The following is a 20,787-nucleotide window of genomic DNA, read 5'->3' as shown; positions in this document are numbered from 1 at the left end:
AATATTGTATAATGGGTACATAAAATTTGAAGGGACTGAATTATGCACAGATAGCAATATTTTTCATCCAAACTTAATTAATAACTTGGAGGTAAAAGTATTGATAGAACAAATTTACACAAAAAAATTATATTTAAGAAAATTGAAAATGGCTGATACTCATCGTTTATTTAAAATTTGGTCAGACCCGGAAGTTACAAAATTTATGAATATCACTAATTTTACGCATGAAGAACAAGTGAATGACATGATTAAGCTTTTTGATGAATTAGCTGAGGAGCGCAAAGCTATTCGCTTTACTATTATCGAGAAGGAATCAAATGAGATAATCGGCTCTTGTGGATTCAATGCATTTGACGAAGTTAACGCCTCAGCAGAAATCGGATATGATCTTGCTAAAGCTTATTGGGGAAAAGGCTATGCGCCAGAAAGTATTTCGGCTTTAATTGATTATGCTTTCACCACTTTAAACATAAATAGAATTGAAGCAAAAATTGAGCCTGGTAATGTAAATTCTATAAAGGTAGTAGAGAAATTGAATTTTACTTTTGAAGGAATATTTCAGGAAAAAGAAGAATCAAAAGAATCTTTTTACGACATTAATGTTTATTCTTTATTAAAATAAATTTCTATTACTGAATCGGAATCCAAATTTCAAAATAAAAATCAAGGTTACATGGATTTTTGTCCGTGTTCAATTCCTACTTATCTTTCCCAGAGGTTTGTTTTGTACTTCTTAGCCAAAACAGAGTATAGAGACCGTCAGAAAAGACAGACTCTACACTCTGTTTAAAATATATTTAATAAATCTATTGGCTTTTCGATGATATAGTCATATTCCTCTGGCTTACCAAAACCATATGAAGCAAAAACAAAAGGAATCCCTGCAAACTTTGCAGAAAGCATATCTCCCTGCGTATCTCCCACATATACAGCTTTTTTTATGTGGTTTCTTTTCATAATTAATTGAATATTTTCTCCTTTTGACAAGCCTGTACGCCCCGGATTTTCAAAGTCAAGAAAATATTTCTCTAGCTTATGAAATGCATAAAATGTTTCTATGTAGCCTTCTTGACAATTGCTTACAATGAATAAGCGGAATTTTTTTGAAAGAGCTAGTAAAGTTTCTTCTAACTGCGGATATAAAATACCGCCATTGCGTAATAAATCATCTTGCTCTTGCTGGCAGCATGCTAATATAAGCTCCATCTGCTTTTCTTCATCAAGATAATCAAATAATATAGCAGCTATTTCTTGAATTTGTAAACCCATCGTTTTAGATAAATCTTCTTCGGTTATCTTTCCTTTACCGTAAGGAGACCTCTGAACTACCTGCGTCCATGATTGCGCTACTGTTTTGCTTGAATCCCAAAGTGTCCCGTCTAAATCGAAAATAATGCTATCTATGTCCATATGCATCCTCCTTCATTACAAAATATGGATGTTTAAAAAGCGAAAGTTTCTCTTAAGGTGTTTATAGTGAACATCCTCACTACAAATGGATTTGGCAAACTAATCGTTTACCAAATCCATTTTATCATTATTGAATCGGAATCCAAATTTCAGAGTATGAATCAGGGCTATATGCATCTTCATCAGGGTAAACTTCAAGTTCAGCCGTTCCTGCTGGTTTATATGGATTGGATGGGAACCACTCTGAATATATTTGTTTCCATGTATTTTGCATAGCATCTGGCATAGGGCCATGCACCTCAAAGACTACCCACTTCGATGCAGGTACTTCCATCACTAATAGATTTTCTCCCACTTCCCCTACATGATCCGTAGCAATCCAGTAATCAATGAAACCATTTTGCCCTTGGTCTGTATTTGGTACACAAACACCTAGCACCCCTTTGATGCTTCCGTTATTTAATTGGGTAAGTTGATGATCGAAGTTTTTCGAATTCATCTCATTCCAAAATTGAGGAATGCCCTGTAAGTTCTCACCATTTTGACTATTATATGTTCTTTTTACCCCTACCACTTGAAACTTTTCTTTTTCTACGATTTTATACTTCATTGGTTCTGCTCCCTTCAGTCTTACCTGGATGACCAGGCGATTGTATGATTGTAGCTGTCCTTGCTTCTTTCTTGCTTCACTAGGCGTTAGGTTATGTTGCTTACGAAATGCCTTGGCGAAAGCTTCAGGAGAGTCATAGCCATATTTGTAGGCGAGATCGATTACTTTTTTCTCTGTGTTTATTAACTCCTGTGCAGCTAATGTTAGCCTTCTACGTCTTATATAATCTGCAATAGACATATCCGTTAAAATCGAGAAAGTCCGTTGAAAATGAAAGACCGAAGAATTTACCTCTCGTGCAATTTGCTCCATTGTGATGTCATCTAATAAATGCTCTTCGATATAATTTATTGCTTTTTGAATCGACTCAATCCAACTCAATTGCTCTCACTCCTTGGTTATAGCTTAAAACATCAAAATTAGTTATTCCTGTCTTTTTATGCTAACTTTGGACAGGTTAAAATGAAAGCTTTATTTTTTATTTGCTTATCACCATAACGTCAGGTTGATTGCCGTTTCGACTGGGCGCTTTGTTGTCTCTGTCGATTCGCTTTCGTACAGAGCAAAGCTTCCTAGGAGCGTCCAATGAGCCGCTAAAGAATCGCCAACGACGGAAGAACCCATTGAAGTAACAGAAAGAATAGTCAAGTCCTTAATATTGTGTAAAATTCTATAAAAAGTTTTTTAATCCTGACTTTAGTTTTGTCAAATCGTCCAGCTTATGTGTTTGATTTCGCCACTAAATGTGTCAGTTGCGCCGCTAACCAAGGGAGGAACGCCGCTAAAAATCGCCAGAGCGACGGATGGAATCATCGAAACGACGGGGATCGACCGATATGTAAATAATTAATAAATACAATACCTATTTTTAGATATTATAGGTTAAGATTATAAATAAAAAGTTAGATTGGAGGTTTTTATATTGGTTAAATGGCAAGGTGCTGCAGGAATTTGCTTAAATGAAGACAATGAATTATTAATGGTTTTGCAAGGAACTAAAGAAGAAGCAAAAACATGGGCAGTACCATCAGGCGGAATAGAAGCTACTGAAAATTTTGAGACATACTGTATCCGCGAAGTGTATGAAGAAACCGGATTTATAGTAGACATCGTCAGAGAAGTGTTACATAAAAATAATGATGTAGTAGAAGTTCGCTATTTCGAAACAATCGTTAAGGGTGGACAAATGACGCTACATGATCCCGACGAATTGATTTATGAAATTGCGTGGAAATCAAAAGATGAATTACTAGATTTAACATTAACCTTCCCTGAAGATAGACAATTTCTATTATCATTGTTTCAATAATAGAATCATAGGATGGATGGTGGTAGGAAGACCCTATCGAAAGCATATTACCTGGCATTACCTCTCGCATATCCACAACCGCGGGTATTTCCCTTTCACCCGCGGATAACTCTTTTATTATGATTATTTCATTTTTACTTTTTCAACGGCCGCTTCATATATCAATTCATCATCAATTTTAATATATTGATTTTTCGCTGCCTTACAATAGCCTTCTTGTTCTAAAAAATGCTTGAGTTTAGATTTCTTCGCAAATATTTTTTCAATGACATTTTTCTCCACTCCAGATTCATCACCTGTTCTTGTAGCAATTGATACCCAATATATTTTTGACAAGTTATTTCCCCCTCTGGATCAATCATTTATAAATAATTAAAGCTGAATGTATAACTGTATGTTCCCCTATATATAACGTATTGTATTTAATATCAACTATTAAATACTCGCTTAAATCAAATAGAGCGTTATTAATATCATGTTCAAATTGTACAATATCATTATTTTGGATCGTAACTACTTGAGTCGCTTGCGTCATACATTTTCACCCTTTTCTTCTAATCATAGATTAAAAGGAAGTATTTGTCACAAAATATTTTCGGTAGTAGCCGGGAACGCAAAAGGAGTAGGAAGATTATTATACCCGAATATTCGGTAATACATACTTTAAATTCCATTATAACCATGAGATGATTAGAGCATTAAGATGAATCCCTCGATTTCGTTTTAAAGGTGTTACAACCATTTATCTTACTTGGTTGTTGGTTGTTATTTGTCGATATCGTAGTAGCGACAGTACAAAACATAATATTAAATAGTTCTTGCTTACAACTTTTGTGTTTTAAATGACAGATCTTTGAAATTTTTCGTCTGTCTAAATTTAATGTTTAGCTGGTACTGCTAAAGAAGGAGTTTTAGTATGGATATAAAAGTAACAGCCGAAGTATATAGGTTAGGGATTATAATAGGTTTTTATACTGTTCAGGATGTGATTAAATGGGCTGATAATGTTATTGAACGCCTTGATAATCCACCTTATGAAGTAATTGCAATCTCATTGTCTTCACAGGAAAAACCCATTGATGTCTGTTCGAAATTAAATTTGTTCAAAGGAGGCTTAAATAATGACGACCTTCCTTCTAAGATATTACTCGGACTGCTGAATGAATATTTTATTTCAACCAACAACTTATCAGATGTTTTTTCAATGTTATTTCGATTAAGTGACCATTTACAGTTAGAAGACAGTAATAAGTGGATAGAGGTTGAAATGAATTACTTATCGGATGCTTTTTATTTAGCAGACCAAAATATATATGGTGATTTGAATGAAGTGGGTACCAATTTAAAGAATTATTTATCTCAGTTCGGAGATTATGTAAAATATTTATCCATATAGCGGCATTTATGAACCATTGAGTTGTAATATGATTGGGAAACCATTTCCCTAAAATTCATTAAAAAAAACATTAACACAGTCTATAAAAATATCGTAGTTCAAATGGAGAGATTCACTTGAAAATAATAGAGAGAACAATAATACTATCATGTGCAGCTATATTCCTATTCATTGTTTTTAAAGCCGTATATAATGGTGTACTGTCAAATAGATCTTTAATGAAACCACAAAGTTCAAATTATTATCAAATAATCGATAAAGATTTTAATAAAACAGTAGACGTACCTTTTACTGATATCACCTCATATAGGGGTAATGGTAACTATATTTATATGAGCGTAGATCAAGAGAGTCCTTCTCTTGATAATAAAATTGTTCAATACAATCGCAAGACTCAAAAATACTCAACGCTTTTTAACAGTCAATTCAAATTCCCCTCAGTTCAAGGGATAGAATTAAATGATAATTGGTTAGTATGGGTAGATGCCGATGAAAGTGGGGGGCAATTGAACCCATATATTATGAATTTAAAGACGAAAAAAATTCAACCGTTGACAAAAGAAAATGAAGAAAACGTTACTAATGATTTTCCCATACTAATCGGAGACTATGCCACTTGGATTCGAATGGATAGAAAAGATGATAAAGCGGAAGTTATGCTTAAGAATCTCAGAACAGACGAAACAGTAAGTATATTTAATTTAAATAGCTTTACATATAGTTTGTCTGCAAAGGATGGAAAAATATTATTTACTGATAAAAAAGATCATTTTGGATACCTCTATTTATATGATGTGAAAAGTAAAGAAATAAAAGAATATAATAGTTCATATGAATTTATTGGTAGAGCAAGGCTACTAAATGATCAACAATGGGTTTATCTAACATTTGACGACCCTTCTGAACCTTCAACTGCTGATGAAAAGCTAATTTTTTATGATGCTTTGACAAATCATACGCAAGAAGTTGTTTCGGATATTGATAGTGTAAGTGATCTTAACACTGATTTTAATAATCAACTATTTTTATATTTCAATGATAATGAGTACTATAAAAAATTTAGGATAAAGGATCATCTATTAGTTGAGGATGGCTGGTTAGAAATGCCTGATATTTTTAGATTTTCCGCTGAAAATGGTTTTTATATCTATAAATATGAACTAAATGAAAAAGGCAAATTAATAATTCAAAGTCAGCTAACTAACTAATAAAGGCTACCCCAATTAAAGAAAAATTGGGATGGCCTTCTTCTTTAGTTCAAAAAGGTGTTAGACCCAACACTCCCGTTCTAATACATTTTCAAATATTCTTCCCGCTCCCAATTATGGACGCGTGTGCGGTATTTATTCCATTCTATTTCTTTAGCAGCCGTGAATTTTTCAAAGATATGATCTCCGAGTGCTTCACGTACGGTATGATCCATTTCTAGTTCAAGGAGTGCATATTCCAATGACGATGGGAGGCTGTCGATATTATTCAATTCACGTTCTGCTCGTGACATTTTATAAATATTGCGATCTACAGCATCTGGTGGTGTAAGATCTTTGCGAATGCCATCGAGCCCAGATGCTAAAATAACGGCCATTGCTAAATAAGGATTCGCTGCTGGATCGACAGAACGCAGCTCGATACGTGTTGATAGTCCTCGTGAAGCTGGAATTCGAATAAGTGGTGACCGGTTTTGTGCAGACCATGCTACATAGCAAGGAGCCTCATAGCCCGGCACTAATCGTTTATAGGAATTAACAAGTGGGTTTGTTATTGCTGTAAAGCCGTGTACATGTTTTAGTATCCCTGCCATAAAGCTACGCGCCGTTTGGCTTAATTGCAATTGTGCACGTTCATCATAAAACGCATTTTTATCCCCTTCAAATAATGATAAGTTGAAATGCATTCCAGAACCGTTAACACCGAATAGTGGCTTTGGCATAAAGGTTGCATGCAGTCCATGCTGTGCAGCTATCGTTTTTACAACAAGTTTAAACGTTTGAATATTGTCACATGCTTCGATCGCACTTGCATATTTAAAGTCAATTTCATGTTGACCAGGTGCAACCTCATGGTGCGATGCCTCAATTTCAAAGCCCATTTCTTCTAACTCTAATACGATATCACGCCGACAGTTCTCCCCTAAGTCAGTCGGGGCTAAGTCGAAGTACCCGCCACTATCATTCAACTCAAGTGTTGGCTGCCCCTTTTCATCTACCTTAAATAAGAAAAATTCTGGCTCTGGCCCTAAATTAAATGAGCTAAAACCTAATTCCTCCATCTCCTTTAAAACTCTCTTCAAATTGGAGCGTGGATCACCTTCAAATGGTGTACTATCTGGTCTAACAATATCACAGATAAAACGAGCCACCTTACCTTTTTCAGCCGTCCAAGGAAAAATTACGAAAGTATCAAGGTCAGGGCTCAAGTACATATCTGATTCCTCAATGCGTACAAAACCTTCAATTGATGAACCATCGAACATAATTTTATTGTCCAATGCTTTTTCTAATTGACTAACTGGTACTTCAACGTTTTTTATTGTTCCTAATATATCAGTAAATTGTAGGCGAATAAATTTTACATTTTCTTCCTTGACGCGGCATTTAATATCTTCTTTTGTATAACGTTTCATTCTTCACCACTCCAATGTAATTTTAATTAACACGATTCTTTTATAACTTTTAAAATACATTAAAAGGATGGTAAATACAATAAATATGTAAGGTTTTATCACATGCATTTTATCGAATATATTAATCTTTTTTTCAGATAGATAGAGCCCCTTTTACTTACGCGACAGATTATATCCAAAAGCAGGAGACGCTCTGCAGATTTTTGAACACCCGCTGAAAAGTAAATTCAAAAGCGTATACATCTCACCACCTATCAAGACGGGAGACTTCCGTACCTATCGCTACGCTTTCGGTACAAAAAACAGAAATTAAAAATAGGTTGCATCCCTTCAAACGGAACGCAACCTACCTCACTTTAATATTGTAAAAGCATATTTACAAACACAACGATAATCACAAAAGGTACTACTATTAACATCAGTAATCGATACGTTGAATAGAACCCCTGCCCCATTTGACTTCCTATTAATAATTCCTTCTTCACAAATTCTTTATCAACTACATACGCAATAAAGATAGCAATCAATAAGTTACCTAACGGAAGCATTAAATTAGAAACTAAAAAGTCAGTTGCATCAAAAATCGTTTTTCCAAAAATTGATACATCAGCTAATGTACTTGATGAAAGCGCTGCAGGAATCGCCGCAATAAAGACTACTACACCTAGTAGCATCGTCAATGCAGAACGAGACATACGTCCCTTCTCCATAAATGCCGCTACGATAATTTCATACAAACTGAATGAAGAAGTTAACGTTGCGAATAAAAATAATAATAAAAACATCGCTAAGAATATTTCACCAAATGGCATTTGACTGAATGCTGTTGGCAAAACCATAAACAGTAAGCCGGGTCCAGATGCTGGTTCTAAATCAAAAGCAAATACAACTGGGAAAATTGCTAATCCTGCTAAAAAAGATACAAGCACAGTAAGAAGAACAACGGAGCCTGCGGAATTAGGTAAGCTCACATCTTTCTTTAAATAGGAGCTGTACGTCACAAGACAAGAAAACCCTACCGCTAAGCCAAAGAAGGACTGTCCTAACGCTTCTAATATAGCCTTTCCAGTTATATTGGAAAAGTCAGGCCATAAGAAGAATTTAACCCCCTCCATTGCTCCATCTAATGTTAAAGCCCTCGCAACAAGCACAATAAACATAATAAATAATAAAGGCATCATCCACTTATTGGCTTTTTCTATACCATTTTGTACACCAAGTGAAATAACTAATACATTTACTAGCGTAAACAGCCCTAAACCTAGTAATGTAATCCAAGGTGTTCCTACAATCTTTGCAAATAGTTCACTAGGATCAACGGAAGGATCAATAACAGCCCCAGTCACACCAAGGCCACTATATATAAAAATCCAACCCCCTACAACACTGTAAAAACTTAATAATAAAAAACAGCCGAGCACACCCATACGACCAACCCAAGCCCAACCTGTTTTCCTAGGTGCAATTTTTTTATAAGCAGTCACAGCCTCAGACTGTGTACCACGTCCTAAAATATATTCTGATAATAACATCGGTAAACCGATCAACAATGTAAATAGAACAAAAATTAGGAAAAACGCTCCCCCGCCACTTTGTCCAGTAACATATGGAAGCTTCCAAATTGCCCCCAGTCCGATTGCAGCTCCAGCCGATGCTAAAATAAAGCCTAGTTTACTAGACCATTGACTCTTTTTTTCACTCATCTCTTCAAACTCCTCTAACTTACTCAACTCTTCCTTATTCTACAATAAAATAATACACTCGACTAGATTAATTCTATATGTTACTTTTACGTAATATTATCCAACATCTCAACCATTCTACATAAAAAAACCTCGAAATTCTGATACTAGTATTACAACCTATGTACCTGTATATGATTACATAGTTTCTATCATGCGATATAGTGTAATGGGTGCGTTTGTAAGAGTGTTTGTAGGCTGGGGGTAGGTAGAAGAACCTCTGAGGATAAACAATGAATTAAATCACACATCAATCTGTGGGCTTGTGCGTAAAATTACACACAAGTCCTTTTGTTATACTTTCTCAATCACAGCTTAACAAAAGACTTTGTAGCTCCCATCAAGCAATCTGTGTCAATGAATTTAGTTATGAAAGGTTCGAGGAGTGTCAAGAAAGGATTTATTAAACATAAAAAAGAAAAGATGACTTTTATAGTCACCTTTTCACTTGTAAGTAGCAATTTAGTTATTGAATATTTGCTCGTAACGGTGGAAGAATGCCACTGTGTGCGCTCTTGTTAGAGAATCATTTGGTTTAAACTCTTCATTTGTTTTAGTAGTTGTTAAACCATTATCACGAAGGAATTTAATAGCTTCTGACTGGGATAAAGTCTTACCATAATGCATTGAAGCTAAGATACGAGCGAAGTTACCCCGTGTGATATCCTTACCTGCAATGGCTTGTTTGGATGCTGTGTTTGCACCTAGAACTGGTAGAGAGTATTTTGTAGCCAGTCGGTAGTTTACGTCACCATACCATGTAGTATTAGCATTCGTTGAAGCTAGTTCTGATGGTTTGAAGTAACGGAATAGGATAGTTAACATTTGGTTTTCCGTTAAGTTAGTGTACGGTTTAAGTAAGTTTTCGTACTTGCCTGTTGATGGGTTTTTCACGTTTAGGTAACCACTTATGATACCGATGTTGACTGCCCACTTAAAATCCTCAGCCCAGTATTGGTTTGCATTGTAATCAGCAAACTTTGATACATCAACGTTTCCCGTTGTTGGCGGTGTTACTGGAGGTGTTGGCGTTGGTGTTGAAGCTGAGTAGTTTAAATAACTTGATGCTACATACCCCTTTGTCCCGTCATTTCTTTTCACAGGATACCAAACAAAATGGTTTTTCTTCGTTGATACTTCTTCATATTCAAAAGGACCCGTAATGGTAACAATTTCGCCTTCACGTAAAGTACCCATAGAAGGACTATCAATAGAAGGTCTTGTCCTAAATTTTACGTTAGTTGTTGTTGCACTAACTTTCTGATTTGTTTTAAAAAAATACTTTGATTTTGTTAATGGTACATCAAATTTATAGTTCATCGCTGAAAATTTAATATTTTCCTTGCTGTTAGAATCATATTGAAAATGTTCGCGTTTAAAAGGCAGCTCTGTTAAGTCTATTAATTCCAGTTTCTCAATAATTCGGAGAATTCTTTCTTGATAGGCATTTGCATTTCTTTCATCAGTTGCTTGGACAATTGGACTATTTACTGGTTTAGTACCGTTATAAGCCATGATAGCGAAGTACCAATGTTCCAATACATCTCTTTCCCCACCGTTGATGCTAGGCAAATCCTTCCGCTTAAACATATTATCTAGAGTCTTTACACCAGCTTGAATATTATAGACAATATCGCTTTTTAGTCTATCTTGATCGTAGCCAGCTTGATTTGTAATTTGCATAATGCCAATTCCATTATCAGCTGTCACAATCGCTTCACCATTACTATCGAAATGACGCCAATTTCCACTTTCACCTTCCGCTATTGCCTTCACAATTTCAGGTGGAACATCATAACTCAGTGCTGTTTCGGTTAACAAACAGTTCATTGTGGAATAATCAGGGTTTACATTCGATGCCGAATCATACTCACATGTATTTGCAATATTATTAGCTAATACATTTTTATCTATGTTTATAGATAGAGAGAGGGTACCAATGGCAATAACACTAATCAATGGTTTCAATATCTTTTTCATATGTGATTATTACACTTCCTTTCATATTTTTTAAAGTTAAAAGATTCAAATATATGTTATCATAAACCCAATATTTGAGATAGGGGTAATAGTCAATCTTTCCTTCATTTAACACTTTTGAGCGATAAATAATAGCTCCAACATATATTGTTTAATTTTAATTCGGTGAAAAGTTTGTAAATAGTGATTGTTGGATTTTTACTTTTTTTCGCGAAATAGGTAAGCTTCCTAAAGTCCCTTGAAACAAGCCCAAGCAAAATCTATCAACTCTTACAAGCTCGTTAAATGGCTCTGTAAGCTTGCTACGATTGTTGTTGTAAGCTGACTCAAAGTTGAAACAATTGAGTTACTTTGGAATCTAAAAGCAACATACCAAAATGTCACCTTCGCACTTTAGTGGTATATAAAAAGAGGGAGGAATTACCTTCCCTTATGTATGATTTTATAGGTATTGCTCTTTAGCAAAAGAACCATCTTTCTTCGAAACCTTTCTATCAACCTCAATCAAACCTGCTAGTTCTAAATTCTGAATCAATGCACGAATTCTTCTCTCTTTAAAACCAACAACGTCAATAATCTCATTGTTGAATACAGTTGCAGGAGCATAACCAAACATCTTGCTACGATATTTCAGATAACAGTAAATCAAAAACCCATCAACCCCGATTTCATCACACAATACACAACGAGTAAATTCAAATACACTTATAGGTAATGTATCATCCCTTGAGAACATTAGACCTTCTTTTCCCTTTCGATTGTATTGTAGAAGTGGTTTCTTACATGTATATCGCCCACTATATCTTTTAAAAAATTCCTTCGATTGAGATTCGTCAATATCATCTGATAATTGTGTTACCTTAATACCATCTTTCCCTGTTAGGTCAGTGTATATTGCTTAAATTCTGTAACTCTTTCTCATCTAAAAAATCTGCAATTGCAAATTTAAGCAACAAAAAAACACCTCCTAGACTTTAACAGTCCAATAAGGTGTCATTACTTGAACACTATCCTAAATCATACTTTATTCTCGAAATTAACTCATATACATGGAACGCTGATGATGAATCCATTTACGCATTGTTGTGAATAGTAATGCCATGATGATGGTAATTAAAATACCTTTCACAATGTTAAATGGCAAAATACCAGCTACGATCATTTTATATAGTGAATCACCTACAACAGGCTCCATACCTAAAAAGTAAGTGTACATAGGTAAAAATACAACATAGTTAAGAATGCTCATTCCTACTGCCATTACAATTGTTCCAACAGCTAAACCTCCGATAAGGCCTTTAACTGTTTTGGAGCGATTAAACACAAAGCTCACTGGTAGAATAAATAAAATACCTGTTGCAAAGTTCGCAATATGTCCTACCGGTACTCCCGTTGGCGTGCCTGAGAAAACCCAGTCCAACACATTTTTAAATAATTCTACTAAAATACCGGCTATAGGTCCCATAGTAATCGCCGCTAGTAATGCTGGCATATCACTGAAGTCCACTTCCAAAAACGCTGGAAACGGCGGAATCGGGAAATTAAAAAGCATTAATAAAAACGAAATACTGCTCAGCATGCCAATCGTAATATACGATTGAAGTTTAACATTTTTCTTCATAGAAAACTCTCTCCTCTTTGCTGATTCAATCTCGCAAGAAGAAAGGTTACGACCTAATCGATCATCATCATGAAAAAACCCTTATGCAAAAGAGCATAAGGGAGAATAGGCAAGATTAAAAAACGCCATTAATTAACTATTTTCTGAGCATACGCTGCGTGAAATCACATCGAAAAAACGCTCGTACATAGTTAAATTCATAACAATGAATGACGATCGTACCTCCATCTTCTCCCATCCAGACTTTAACTGTCGGCCTTGGAATTGCACCAAGTCAGCCATGCAAAAAATCATTTGCACAGGTCGCGGGCTGAAGAGCCTTTCGTAAATCATGCGAGCTAATATGTCTTAAAGGAAACATTAGCGATTTACAACTCTATTACCGCCGGTCGGGATTTTCACCCTGCCCCGAAGATGAATCATTATTTTTTTGTTTCATAGCCTTACTATAATGAATTATTAGAGAAAAGTAAATAGCTTTGCTTAAAAAAATCCGATTAAACTTGTATGCTTTAATCACGTAAAAGTAGCTTAAGTCCATATTCATCTCATTCTAGAGGTGAGAGACACTTCTGTACAGGACGCTTTGCTTTCGCTACAAAAAAAATAATAGAGCATTCATGCACATATAGCGGCGAGAATGCTCCAAATATTTATTTGTTGTTAGGCTGTTTATGGCATATATCGTTTATTGGCTCCTACAGGCTTTGGCAAGAATTTCTTTAAATCAAATCCCTCCCAGCTTTCCTGTACAACATTGTCTAGACGTATTTGTTGATCAAAACTTGCAGCAGTAAGCATCATAGCTTCTATCATTTGAGTTGCCCGAACAGTATCCATGGTCGTTAAATCAAGCGGCTCATCAAATGTAACAATAACACCTTCTGCTACTTCTTTCACAGTGTATGTTAAATTTTCCGGTACAACTGGAACGTATACATCATCATTTTTATTTCGCATAACGGTAAGCGCTTCTGTTACAGTGGAAAAAGTTTTACGAGTATCGGGTGATAAATATTCAGCTCCATTTTCATCTTTATATAAATAATAATTAAAATGATTTGAGCTTGTTAAGACCATAGGCTTACTTGACTCTTCATCCTTAGAAAATTTGTAGGCTGTACCATCAGAATTTTCAAACTCAACATCTTTATACTCTGAATCTGAGAATGTATCCTGTAAAGTGTCTAAATATTCATTCGTATCTGCTGAAGCAACATCATAATCATTTTTCTTCGGCAATACATGAACTAGTTTATCGCCCTTCTCCTTTAATTCTCCTTTATATGGATGATAGTTAGTAAAACCATTTGCTTTCTCATCAATTTGCGGCGCATACTTTTCATACATTTGTAATGTTGTAGGCTTTCTCTTCGGAAAATCAGTAGCAACTCGTTCATTTGGAATGATATACGTCATCGGTACGCTATTCTTATCACGATTTGCCAAACCAATATGAAACACTACTGCATCTGTTAAATCTTCCTCATAAACAGATGATCGTAGAGACATGATCCTTGAATGTTCTGCTACGATGTTGTTGGATTCCATCATCTTATCGTGGTTGACAGAGCTTTTCGCTACATGACTGTCTGGCGATGTTGAATATTGAGAGGTTTCAGGCGCATTAGCCTGGTCTATTTTTGCATCATTATGATTTAGCAACGTCGAGCTTGTAAATACTGTTAAAGCGAAAACTGCTGCAACACTCATAAAGATCGGCCATTTATGAACTTTCTTCTTTGTTGCTGTCTCTGTACTTTCTTGTTGTGTAGGATTACCATGTTGTTGCTCTTGTGATATTATTTCATCATCTATTGGTTGTTGTATAGCTCCTTGAAGATGGGTATTATCCTGCAAGCGAGCATCTGTCAGTAATCGATTTAATATTTCTTCTTTCGAACGGCGGTCAGAAAGCTTAGGGGCATTATTTAATAGATGCTCAAGTTGGTCATCATCAAATTGGTTATGTGTCATTGCCATTTCGCCTCCTGTTCTCTAACCTGTTGTAGCTGTTGCCTTAAAAATTTAATAGCACGGTGCTGAGTAGTTTTTACCTTCGCTTCTGTCCAATCTAGTATTTGTGCAGTTTCTGCAATCGATAAATCTTGAAAGTAGCGCATAATAATGACCATTTTTTGATCACCAGTACAGTGTTCAAGCGCTGATTGTACCTGTATAAATTCATCACTGGCCTGCAGCACGTCTTCCGGTGATGGTGTGGTTGAATGCAGCTGTTCCGTTTCCCAATCAAAAAAATCAAGTGAATGTTTTTGGCGTACAGCCTGCTTTCTAAAATGATCAATAGCGACATTTTTAGCAATAGCAAAAAGCCAAGTCTTTTCGCTACTATTTCCTGCGAATTGATCATATGAGCGCAATACACGAACATAAACCTCATGCGCTAAATCCTCAGCAAGTGTACGGTTTTTTACTAAATAAATAAGAAACTGGAACACATCTTGATGATATGCATCGTATAATCGATGGAACACGGAGTCATTCAAAGCACTCCACCCCCGTTCTCTTTATATTTGTCGTCTAAATGTCCACAGAAGTTACATCCAATTAATACCACTCTTTATTAGTATGAATCAAAAGGTAAATAAAAGGTGAAGGTAGTCCCCTCTTTCAGCACACTATCTACCATAATATTGCCTGAATGTGCCTTGACAATATTTCTAGCAATAGCTAAACCTAGGCCAGTTCCGCCTTTAGAACGTGTACGCGCCTTGTCTGCTTTATAGAAACGTTCAAAGACATATGGTAAGTCCTCTTGAGGAATACCATGCCCTGTATCCTGGACAGATATTTTGGCAAAGGTTGGCTCCTGCTCAACCTTCACTGTTACTGACCCTTCATCAGTATGACGGAGAGCATTATCAACTAAATTCGTTAATACTTGTTCAATTCGATCCTCATCTATACTAATCGAAGCTTCGTCATTAAATTCACTGTCAAATATTAGACGAACATGTTTCTCTTTTGCAACCTGTGCAAATTTTTGAGTAATACGTTCAAATGTTGAATTAATTGGGAGCTCATCCTTGTACAGCGTCATATGCCCCGATTCCATACGCGCAAGGTCTAATAAATCTGTTACGAGACGGCCCATACGTTTCGATTCATCATAAATAATTTTTGTAATCTCATTACGTTCTTCTTGATCCTGTATAAAATCATCATCCATTAGAGCCTCTGAATAACCTTGGAGCATCGAAATTGGCGTCCGTAGCTCATGAGACACATTGGCAATAAAGTCTGAACGCAGTTTTTCTAAACGATGCTGTTCCGTCATATCACGAATAACCGCAACCGCTCCACGTATCGATTCCTCACTATAAAGAGGGCTAATCGTAAACGTATAGTAACTTCCATCCATCTCAATTTCTTCTTCAAGCTTATCCTCAAACATCAATACATGATCGAGCATATGATAAAGCTCTGGCGGAATTGGTTTCGCACTTTGTGACCCCTTAGTAACAAACCATTTTTGCATTAAACGGTCCGCTGGTGGATTACTTAATAATATTGTACGGTCACGATTAAATGTAATAACTGCGTCTGTCATCGATGTTAATATATTGGAAAGCTGTTCATTTTCTTGATTGATCACTTCTAGATTGTGTTTCAATTGACGCCCCATTTGATTAAAGGCAACTGCAAGCTGGCCAATTTCATCATTTTGTGTAGTCGGCATCTTCGCTTCAAAATTCCCTTTAGAAATTTCAAACGCCAGCTCACGCATTTTACGTAATGGTGACGTAATACGTGATGAAAGGAAAAACGCAAAAAATGTCGTCAATACAAAGGCTATGAAAGCTGATAGAAAGACAATTTTCGTCGTCTCTTTCGATGTTTTATGCAGCGCATCTGGACTTTGATAAATAAAGACAGCTCCGTGCACAGCATTTTCCACATTTAGCGGGAAACCAAGCACAACATACGATTCCAATTTTTCTTCGTCCGTGGAAGAGGGCATCATCATTTCCTTAATAATCGGTTTATCTGATTGAAAAACTTCTTGGAACGATTTATTGGCTAAAATCATATCCTGTATTTCTTTTTTATTGACACCTTCCTGCATAGCGAAAGAAACTCTATCATGGTTAATAGCAATAAGTGCATTTGTACTTTCAGGTAAAATATCTTTTAATAATTCCGAAGTCGACTCTGCTGTTTCATTATCATCTACTATACTTGCAACTGTTGCTGCAGTTTGACGCAAGGAGCTTTCTGCTTGTTGCATATGGTAATTTTGAAGAAACTCAAGCATTAAAACCGTGAAAACAAACAATACAAATGAAACGAGAAGCAATATGGTTACCCATAGCTTCCCGACAACACTATTCCATATTCTATTCATTGACAACCTCAAATTTGTAGCCAACGCCCCATACAGTAACAATCATTTTTGCAGCGTTTTCAGATACACGGTTGAGCTTTTCGCGTAAACGTTTTACATGTGTGTCAACTGTACGTAAGTCGCCAAAGAAATCATAATGCCAAACTTCTTTTAGTAATTGTTCACGGTCAAATACTTTGTCTGGTGATTTAGCTAGGAAATAAAGCAATTCATACTCTTTAGGCGTTAAATTTACTTCAATACCCTCTGCTGTTACACGGTGAGCATCATGATCGATCATTAAATGTTGGAAGACAACTAAATCTTTTGAAGAAGAAGCATTTGTCGAAGGTGAGAATGCTTGTGAACGACGTAATATAGCCTTCACACGTAACACAACCTCACGAGGACTAAATGGTTTTACAATATAATCATCTGCTCCAAGCTCAAAGCCTTGTACACGATTCGCTTCCTCGCCTTTTGCAGTTAATAAAATAATTGGTGTTGCTGCTCGTTCACGGATTTCCGCACAAACTTCAAGTCCGTCTTTTTCAGGCATCATAATATCTAATAAAATACAGTGATACTCTTTTTCCAAAGATTTTTCGATCGCTTGTTCACCATTTTCTGCCTCGTCAACAAGGTACCCTTCTCGCTCTAAATACATTTTTAATAAGCGTCGAATACGATCCTCGTCATCTACTACTAATACTGAAATATTTTCTGACACTTTCACGATCCCTCTCTTCTAATCTTTCTCTACCTTCTATTGTACATGGTACAGCACATATTGAAAAGAAAAGAAAAGAAAGCCTTCTTGCCACAGCAAGAAGGCCTCTTCTTTCCAATACTAGCGACGTAAAAAATTTCATATGTGCTCAAAATCAACTTAGTCTATGCTGATGCGTATGAGTGTAAACCTGCAAGAATCAAGTTAACAGCAATTAAGTTGAATAAGATAATTCCAAAACCAATTAATGCTAACCATGCAGATTTTTCACCTTCCCAGCCTTTCGATAAACGTAAGTGTAGGAATGCTGCATAGAATAACCATGTAATAAGTGCCCATACTTCCTTCGGATCCCATCCCCAGAAACGACTCCACGAAAGTTGTGCCCAAATCATTGCAAAGATTAAAGCACCTAACGTAAATACTGGGAAGCCAATTAATACTGAACGATAACCAATTTCATCAACTAATTGTAAATTTACTCGTTTGACAAAAGGTTGGAAAATCGCACTAATTCGACGTCGTGCAATTAATCGAATCAATAAGTATAAAACAGACCCTACTAATAATGACCACACAACCGATGTTAATTTCTTCGCATTAATGAGCGGAGGCATTTCTACTAACGGAGACATGCCATGTTCTTCAACCGCCTTATATTCATTCATACCAAATAGTGGCGGCATTTTGTATTCAATTTGACGTCCATTACCCTCTTTATCAACATAAGTATATGTTGAATCGTAACCCATCAAACTAAAAACAGATGTAGCAATTACGAAACCAACGACTACAACAAGGAAGAACATTACCGATTCTAACCAGAAACGTTGTTTAGAAGGTTTCTTTAAATCAACTACTTTTAATAAATAAATTAGTCCTGCTACCGCACTAATTGCTAAAAGTGATTGCCCTAAAGCAGCTGTAATAACATGTATTGTTAACCAGTAACTTTGTAAAGATGGCATTAAAGGAGTTACTTCTTTCGGGAACATCGCCGCATAGGCAATTATTAATAACGCCACAGGTAATGCTACTAAGCCCAGAGCCGTCACGCGATAAATAAAATAAATCAAAACGAATGCCCCAACAATGAACATTCCAAACGCAGTCGTAAATTCAAACATATTACTAACAGGTGCATGCCCTGCATAAATCCAACGAGTGATAAAATAACCAAGCTGCGAAAGTAGACCTATAATCGTGACAACAATTGCAACCTTACCCCATTTTTCGGTATTTTTGCCTGTTGCATTCGATTGCTTTATCGAACCACCAAATAAAAAAGTCGCAACTAGGTAGGCTATGAATGCTACAAATAATAGGTTTCTACTTATGTCAATCAAACTCATAAGGTGTTGTCACCTTCCTTTTCCTTTGTGGATTTCTTGACATCTTCTGACGCATCTAACTGATCTTCATATGGTGGTAGACCAGCAAATGTAGTGACTGTATCTAAATCCTTTTTCATACTGAACATATTTTTATTCACATGGGCAGCCATCAACACTCGGCCATCAGGCTCCACCTGCAACCATAAACGTCGGTGGTTCCAATACGAGCCAATTACTACACCAATCATGAAAATAATACCGCCGACAAATAAAATTGGTATCGTACTATCCTTACGAATTGTAAAGTTTGATGAATTACGCGTCTCTACTCCTGTGAATTTCATTCTATATTTGTTTTCACCAAGTGGTTCAAAAGGCGGCTTCCTAATTTCTACAAAGCTTACTTCACCTTTTGGAGTTTCTGGTGTTGTCATTTTAAATATAAATGCTGGATTATTTGGTATTGATGTTTGTGTTTGTGGTTCACCATCTTTAAAACCAGAAAAATCTGGTGTATACACAAGAATCTGTACTGAAGAACCATTTCCTAAATCATATTCTTTTTTAGGATTCGTTAAATCAATTTCAATTTGTCCTAGTGAATCTTCTTCATTTGCTTTATTCACTAAATTAAAATTCATCTGTCTCAACTCATTGAGGCGATAATTCATTTGATACAGTGCAAAACTGTTTTCTTTTAACGGATGATTGACACGAATAGAGTAATCTCTCAATTTTTTAAGATTGTCTGTATCTCCAGGAAGAGCTCCGTCAGGTTGTTTGTATAATGTGATGTCTGTTTGATAGTTTTTCGCCATAGCATTGACACCTTGGTTAGATTGCTCGTCCTGTGGCTTATTGTCATGGGTTTCCAAAATAAATTTATTATTTTTAATAAAATAGCCGTCCATCCCTGGTATAGCTCGTGTCTCACCTTCACGGATCCAAATCGTCTCATCCACATAAAAACCAGGTACTAAGCGCAACATAACACCTGCTAAAAAGATAATGAGACCGACATGATTTATGTATGGGCCATATCGAGCAAAACGGCCGCGCTCTGCTAGCAATGCACTTCCATCACGACGAACGCGATATTTTAAGTCAGTCATTTTTTGCTCAACTTTATCTAGCGTTTCATCAGGGTTTGGCACTTGTCCTTCCGCAACAATACGTTGACGCTTCATGAAACTTTCATGACGTTTAACGCGTTGATTTTTTAGAGACTTGTGTAATGGTAAACCACGGTCTAAACTCGCAACAATAATGGAAATCGCAAGCATGCCCACTAAAATTTGGAACCACCAAGTGCTATACAAATTAGAAAGTCCTAAATTATTATATAGTTTGCCCAACAAACCATACACTTTCTCATAATACTCCGCTTTACTAGGTTCAGGGGCATTAACATACATCGCTTGCGGTAGTATTGTTCCAATTGACGCTGCGACTAACGTTATAATAATAAGGGCAATCCCGACTTTTACATTCGAGAAGAAATTCCAAATTTTATCGACAATTGTTGTGTTATACGTTTTTGAGCGAATCGCCATTCCGTCGTAGCGCATATCAACAACTTTTGTTTGTTTACTTTCCTCAGTTAAAGGACGACCACATTTCTCACAAAGCTTCGTGCCATACGGGTTACTATGACCACAAGCACAAATAATGTTTTCCATAGTCA

19 protein-coding genes and 1 riboswitch are annotated in these 20,787 nt (G+C 36.1%); of the genes, 4 read left to right on the top strand and 15 right to left on the bottom strand.

The features are described 5' to 3' along the window. The first annotated feature begins 100 nt into the window (after positions 1 to 100). Positions 101 to 625, top strand: a complete 525-nt coding sequence (locus ACIQZA_RS02525; protein ID WP_402879922.1) for a GNAT family N-acetyltransferase — start codon at positions 101 to 103, stop codon at positions 623 to 625. Positions 626 to 789: 164 nt separating this feature from the next. Here ACIQZA_RS02525 and ACIQZA_RS02520 read toward each other — a convergent pair whose 3' ends face one another. Together ACIQZA_RS02520 and ACIQZA_RS02515 are read right to left on the bottom strand one after the other, a co-directional pair. Continuing rightward, positions 790 to 1,413, bottom strand: coding sequence for an HAD family hydrolase (locus tag ACIQZA_RS02520; RefSeq protein ID WP_402879924.1), 624 nt, complete (start codon positions 1,411 to 1,413; stop codon positions 790 to 792). Positions 1,414 to 1,540: 127 nt separating this feature from the next. Next, positions 1,541 to 2,404: an AraC family transcriptional regulator gene (locus tag ACIQZA_RS02515; RefSeq protein WP_402879926.1), complete on the bottom strand. Its 864-nt coding sequence runs from the start codon at positions 2,402 to 2,404 to the stop codon at positions 1,541 to 1,543. 541 nt (positions 2,405 to 2,945) lie between these two features. Between ACIQZA_RS02515 and ACIQZA_RS02510 the strand changes: the two genes are divergently transcribed. Continuing rightward, positions 2,946 to 3,332, top strand: a complete 387-nt coding sequence (locus tag ACIQZA_RS02510; RefSeq protein WP_402879928.1) for an NUDIX hydrolase — start codon at positions 2,946 to 2,948, stop codon at positions 3,330 to 3,332. A 123-nt stretch (positions 3,333 to 3,455) separates the two neighbouring features. On the opposite strand, the gene ACIQZA_RS02505 is transcribed toward ACIQZA_RS02510, so the two are convergent. Beyond that, positions 3,456 to 3,668 (bottom strand): hypothetical protein, encoded by a 213-nt coding sequence (locus tag ACIQZA_RS02505; RefSeq protein WP_142509780.1) that lies wholly within the window; start codon positions 3,666 to 3,668, stop codon positions 3,456 to 3,458. 22 nt (positions 3,669 to 3,690) lie between these two features. Further along, positions 3,691 to 3,867, bottom strand: coding sequence for a sporulation protein Cse60 (locus tag ACIQZA_RS02500; protein WP_132363113.1), 177 nt, complete (start codon positions 3,865 to 3,867; stop codon positions 3,691 to 3,693). Positions 3,868 to 4,248: 381 nt separating this feature from the next. Here ACIQZA_RS02500 and ACIQZA_RS02495 point away from each other — a divergent pair, with 381 nt between their 5' ends. Both ACIQZA_RS02495 and ACIQZA_RS02490 read left to right on the top strand, forming a co-directional pair. Beyond that, positions 4,249 to 4,728: a hypothetical protein gene (locus ACIQZA_RS02495; protein WP_402879930.1), complete on the top strand. Its 480-nt coding sequence runs from the start codon at positions 4,249 to 4,251 to the stop codon at positions 4,726 to 4,728. A 116-nt stretch (positions 4,729 to 4,844) separates the two neighbouring features. After that, complete coding sequence (locus tag ACIQZA_RS02490; RefSeq protein ID WP_402879931.1) at positions 4,845 to 5,936, top strand: hypothetical protein; 1,092 nt, start codon at positions 4,845 to 4,847, stop codon at positions 5,934 to 5,936. An 80-nt stretch (positions 5,937 to 6,016) separates the two neighbouring features. Here the strand turns inward: ACIQZA_RS02490 and glnA are convergent, their stop codons facing one another. The 11 genes from glnA to resB form a co-directional block, all read right to left on the bottom strand. After that, complete coding sequence (glnA, locus tag ACIQZA_RS02485) at positions 6,017 to 7,351, bottom strand: type I glutamate--ammonia ligase (protein ID WP_402879933.1); 1,335 nt, start codon at positions 7,349 to 7,351, stop codon at positions 6,017 to 6,019. A 356-nt stretch (positions 7,352 to 7,707) separates the two neighbouring features. Continuing rightward, entirely contained in the window at positions 7,708 to 9,054 is a 1,347-nt protein-coding gene (locus ACIQZA_RS02480) for a sodium-dependent transporter (RefSeq protein ID WP_142509784.1), read from the bottom strand. A 501-nt stretch (positions 9,055 to 9,555) separates the two neighbouring features. Next, positions 9,556 to 11,073 carry an SH3 domain-containing protein gene (locus ACIQZA_RS02475; RefSeq protein WP_402879935.1) on the bottom strand — a complete coding sequence of 506 codons (1,518 nt, stop codon included), beginning with the start codon at positions 11,071 to 11,073 and terminating at the stop codon, positions 9,556 to 9,558. Positions 11,074 to 11,515: 442 nt separating this feature from the next. Then, positions 11,516 to 11,722: a hypothetical protein gene (locus tag ACIQZA_RS02470; protein WP_400935458.1), complete on the bottom strand. Its 207-nt coding sequence runs from the start codon at positions 11,720 to 11,722 to the stop codon at positions 11,516 to 11,518. A 387-nt stretch (positions 11,723 to 12,109) separates the two neighbouring features. Further along, entirely contained in the window at positions 12,110 to 12,694 is a 585-nt protein-coding gene (locus tag ACIQZA_RS02465; protein ID WP_400935460.1) for an ECF transporter S component, read from the bottom strand. A gap of 222 nt (positions 12,695 to 12,916) precedes the next feature. Further along, positions 12,917 to 13,114: riboswitch (FMN riboswitch) on the bottom strand. Positions 13,115 to 13,366: 252 nt separating this feature from the next. Next, positions 13,367 to 14,671: an RNA polymerase subunit sigma gene (locus ACIQZA_RS02460; protein ID WP_402879936.1), complete on the bottom strand. Its 1,305-nt coding sequence runs from the start codon at positions 14,669 to 14,671 to the stop codon at positions 13,367 to 13,369. Then, complete coding sequence (sigX, locus tag ACIQZA_RS02455) at positions 14,668 to 15,201, bottom strand: RNA polymerase sigma factor SigX (RefSeq protein WP_142507305.1); 534 nt, start codon at positions 15,199 to 15,201, stop codon at positions 14,668 to 14,670. Before sigX ends, ACIQZA_RS02460 begins: the two co-directional genes overlap by 4 nt. 77 nt (positions 15,202 to 15,278) lie before the next feature. Further along, positions 15,279 to 17,060 carry an ATP-binding protein gene (locus tag ACIQZA_RS02450; RefSeq protein WP_400935465.1) on the bottom strand — a complete coding sequence of 594 codons (1,782 nt, stop codon included), beginning with the start codon at positions 17,058 to 17,060 and terminating at the stop codon, positions 15,279 to 15,281. Further along, positions 17,053 to 17,769, bottom strand: coding sequence for a response regulator transcription factor (locus tag ACIQZA_RS02445; protein WP_049668637.1), 717 nt, complete (start codon positions 17,767 to 17,769; stop codon positions 17,053 to 17,055). Before ACIQZA_RS02445 ends, ACIQZA_RS02450 begins: the two co-directional genes overlap by 8 nt. A gap of 164 nt (positions 17,770 to 17,933) precedes the next feature. Then, the gene (ccsB, locus tag ACIQZA_RS02440) at positions 17,934 to 19,121 is read right to left on the bottom strand and encodes a c-type cytochrome biogenesis protein CcsB (protein ID WP_400935467.1); all 1,188 of its coding nucleotides are present in this window, start codon (positions 19,119 to 19,121) and stop codon (positions 17,934 to 17,936) included. After that, complete coding sequence (resB, locus tag ACIQZA_RS02435; protein WP_402879938.1) at positions 19,118 to 20,782, bottom strand: cytochrome c biogenesis protein ResB; 1,665 nt, start codon at positions 20,780 to 20,782, stop codon at positions 19,118 to 19,120. Before resB ends, ccsB begins: the two co-directional genes overlap by 4 nt. Positions 20,783 to 20,787: the final 5 nt, after the last annotated feature.

This window comes from Lysinibacillus sp. NPDC096382 (assembly GCF_044762845.1).
Lineage (GTDB): Bacteria > Bacillota > Bacilli > Bacillales_A > Planococcaceae > Lysinibacillus.
This window is presented reverse-complemented; position numbering and strand designations above follow the sequence as displayed.

What these genes read in the sequence shown, in the direction of transcription:
- ACIQZA_RS02520 (WP_402879924.1), bottom strand. Translation starts at nt 1,413, where the DNA reads ATGGACATAGATAGCATTATTTTCGATTTAGACGGGACACTTTGGGAT.
- ACIQZA_RS02500 (WP_132363113.1), bottom strand. Translation starts at nt 3,867, where the DNA reads ATGACGCAAGCGACTCAAGTAGTTACGATCCAAAATAATGATATTGTA.
- ACIQZA_RS02495 (WP_402879930.1), top strand. Translation starts at nt 4,249, where the DNA reads ATGGATATAAAAGTAACAGCCGAAGTATATAGGTTAGGGATTATAATA.
- glnA (WP_402879933.1), bottom strand. Translation starts at nt 7,351, where the DNA reads ATGAAACGTTATACAAAAGAAGATATTAAATGCCGCGTCAAGGAAGAA.
- ACIQZA_RS02480 (WP_142509784.1), bottom strand. Translation starts at nt 9,054, where the DNA reads ATGAGTGAAAAAAAGAGTCAATGGTCTAGTAAACTAGGCTTTATTTTA.
- ACIQZA_RS02475 (WP_402879935.1), bottom strand. Translation starts at nt 11,073, where the DNA reads ATGAAAAAGATATTGAAACCATTGATTAGTGTTATTGCCATTGGTACC.
- ACIQZA_RS02465 (WP_400935460.1), bottom strand. Translation starts at nt 12,694, where the DNA reads ATGAAGAAAAATGTTAAACTTCAATCGTATATTACGATTGGCATGCTG.
- ACIQZA_RS02460 (WP_402879936.1), bottom strand. Translation starts at nt 14,671, where the DNA reads ATGACACATAACCAATTTGATGATGACCAACTTGAGCATCTATTAAAT.
- ACIQZA_RS02450 (WP_400935465.1), bottom strand. Translation starts at nt 17,060, where the DNA reads ATGAATAGAATATGGAATAGTGTTGTCGGGAAGCTATGGGTAACCATA.
- ccsB (WP_400935467.1), bottom strand. Translation starts at nt 19,121, where the DNA reads ATGAGTTTGATTGACATAAGTAGAAACCTATTATTTGTAGCATTCATA.
- resB (WP_402879938.1), bottom strand. Translation starts at nt 20,782, where the DNA reads ATGGAAAACATTATTTGTGCTTGTGGTCATAGTAACCCGTATGGCACG.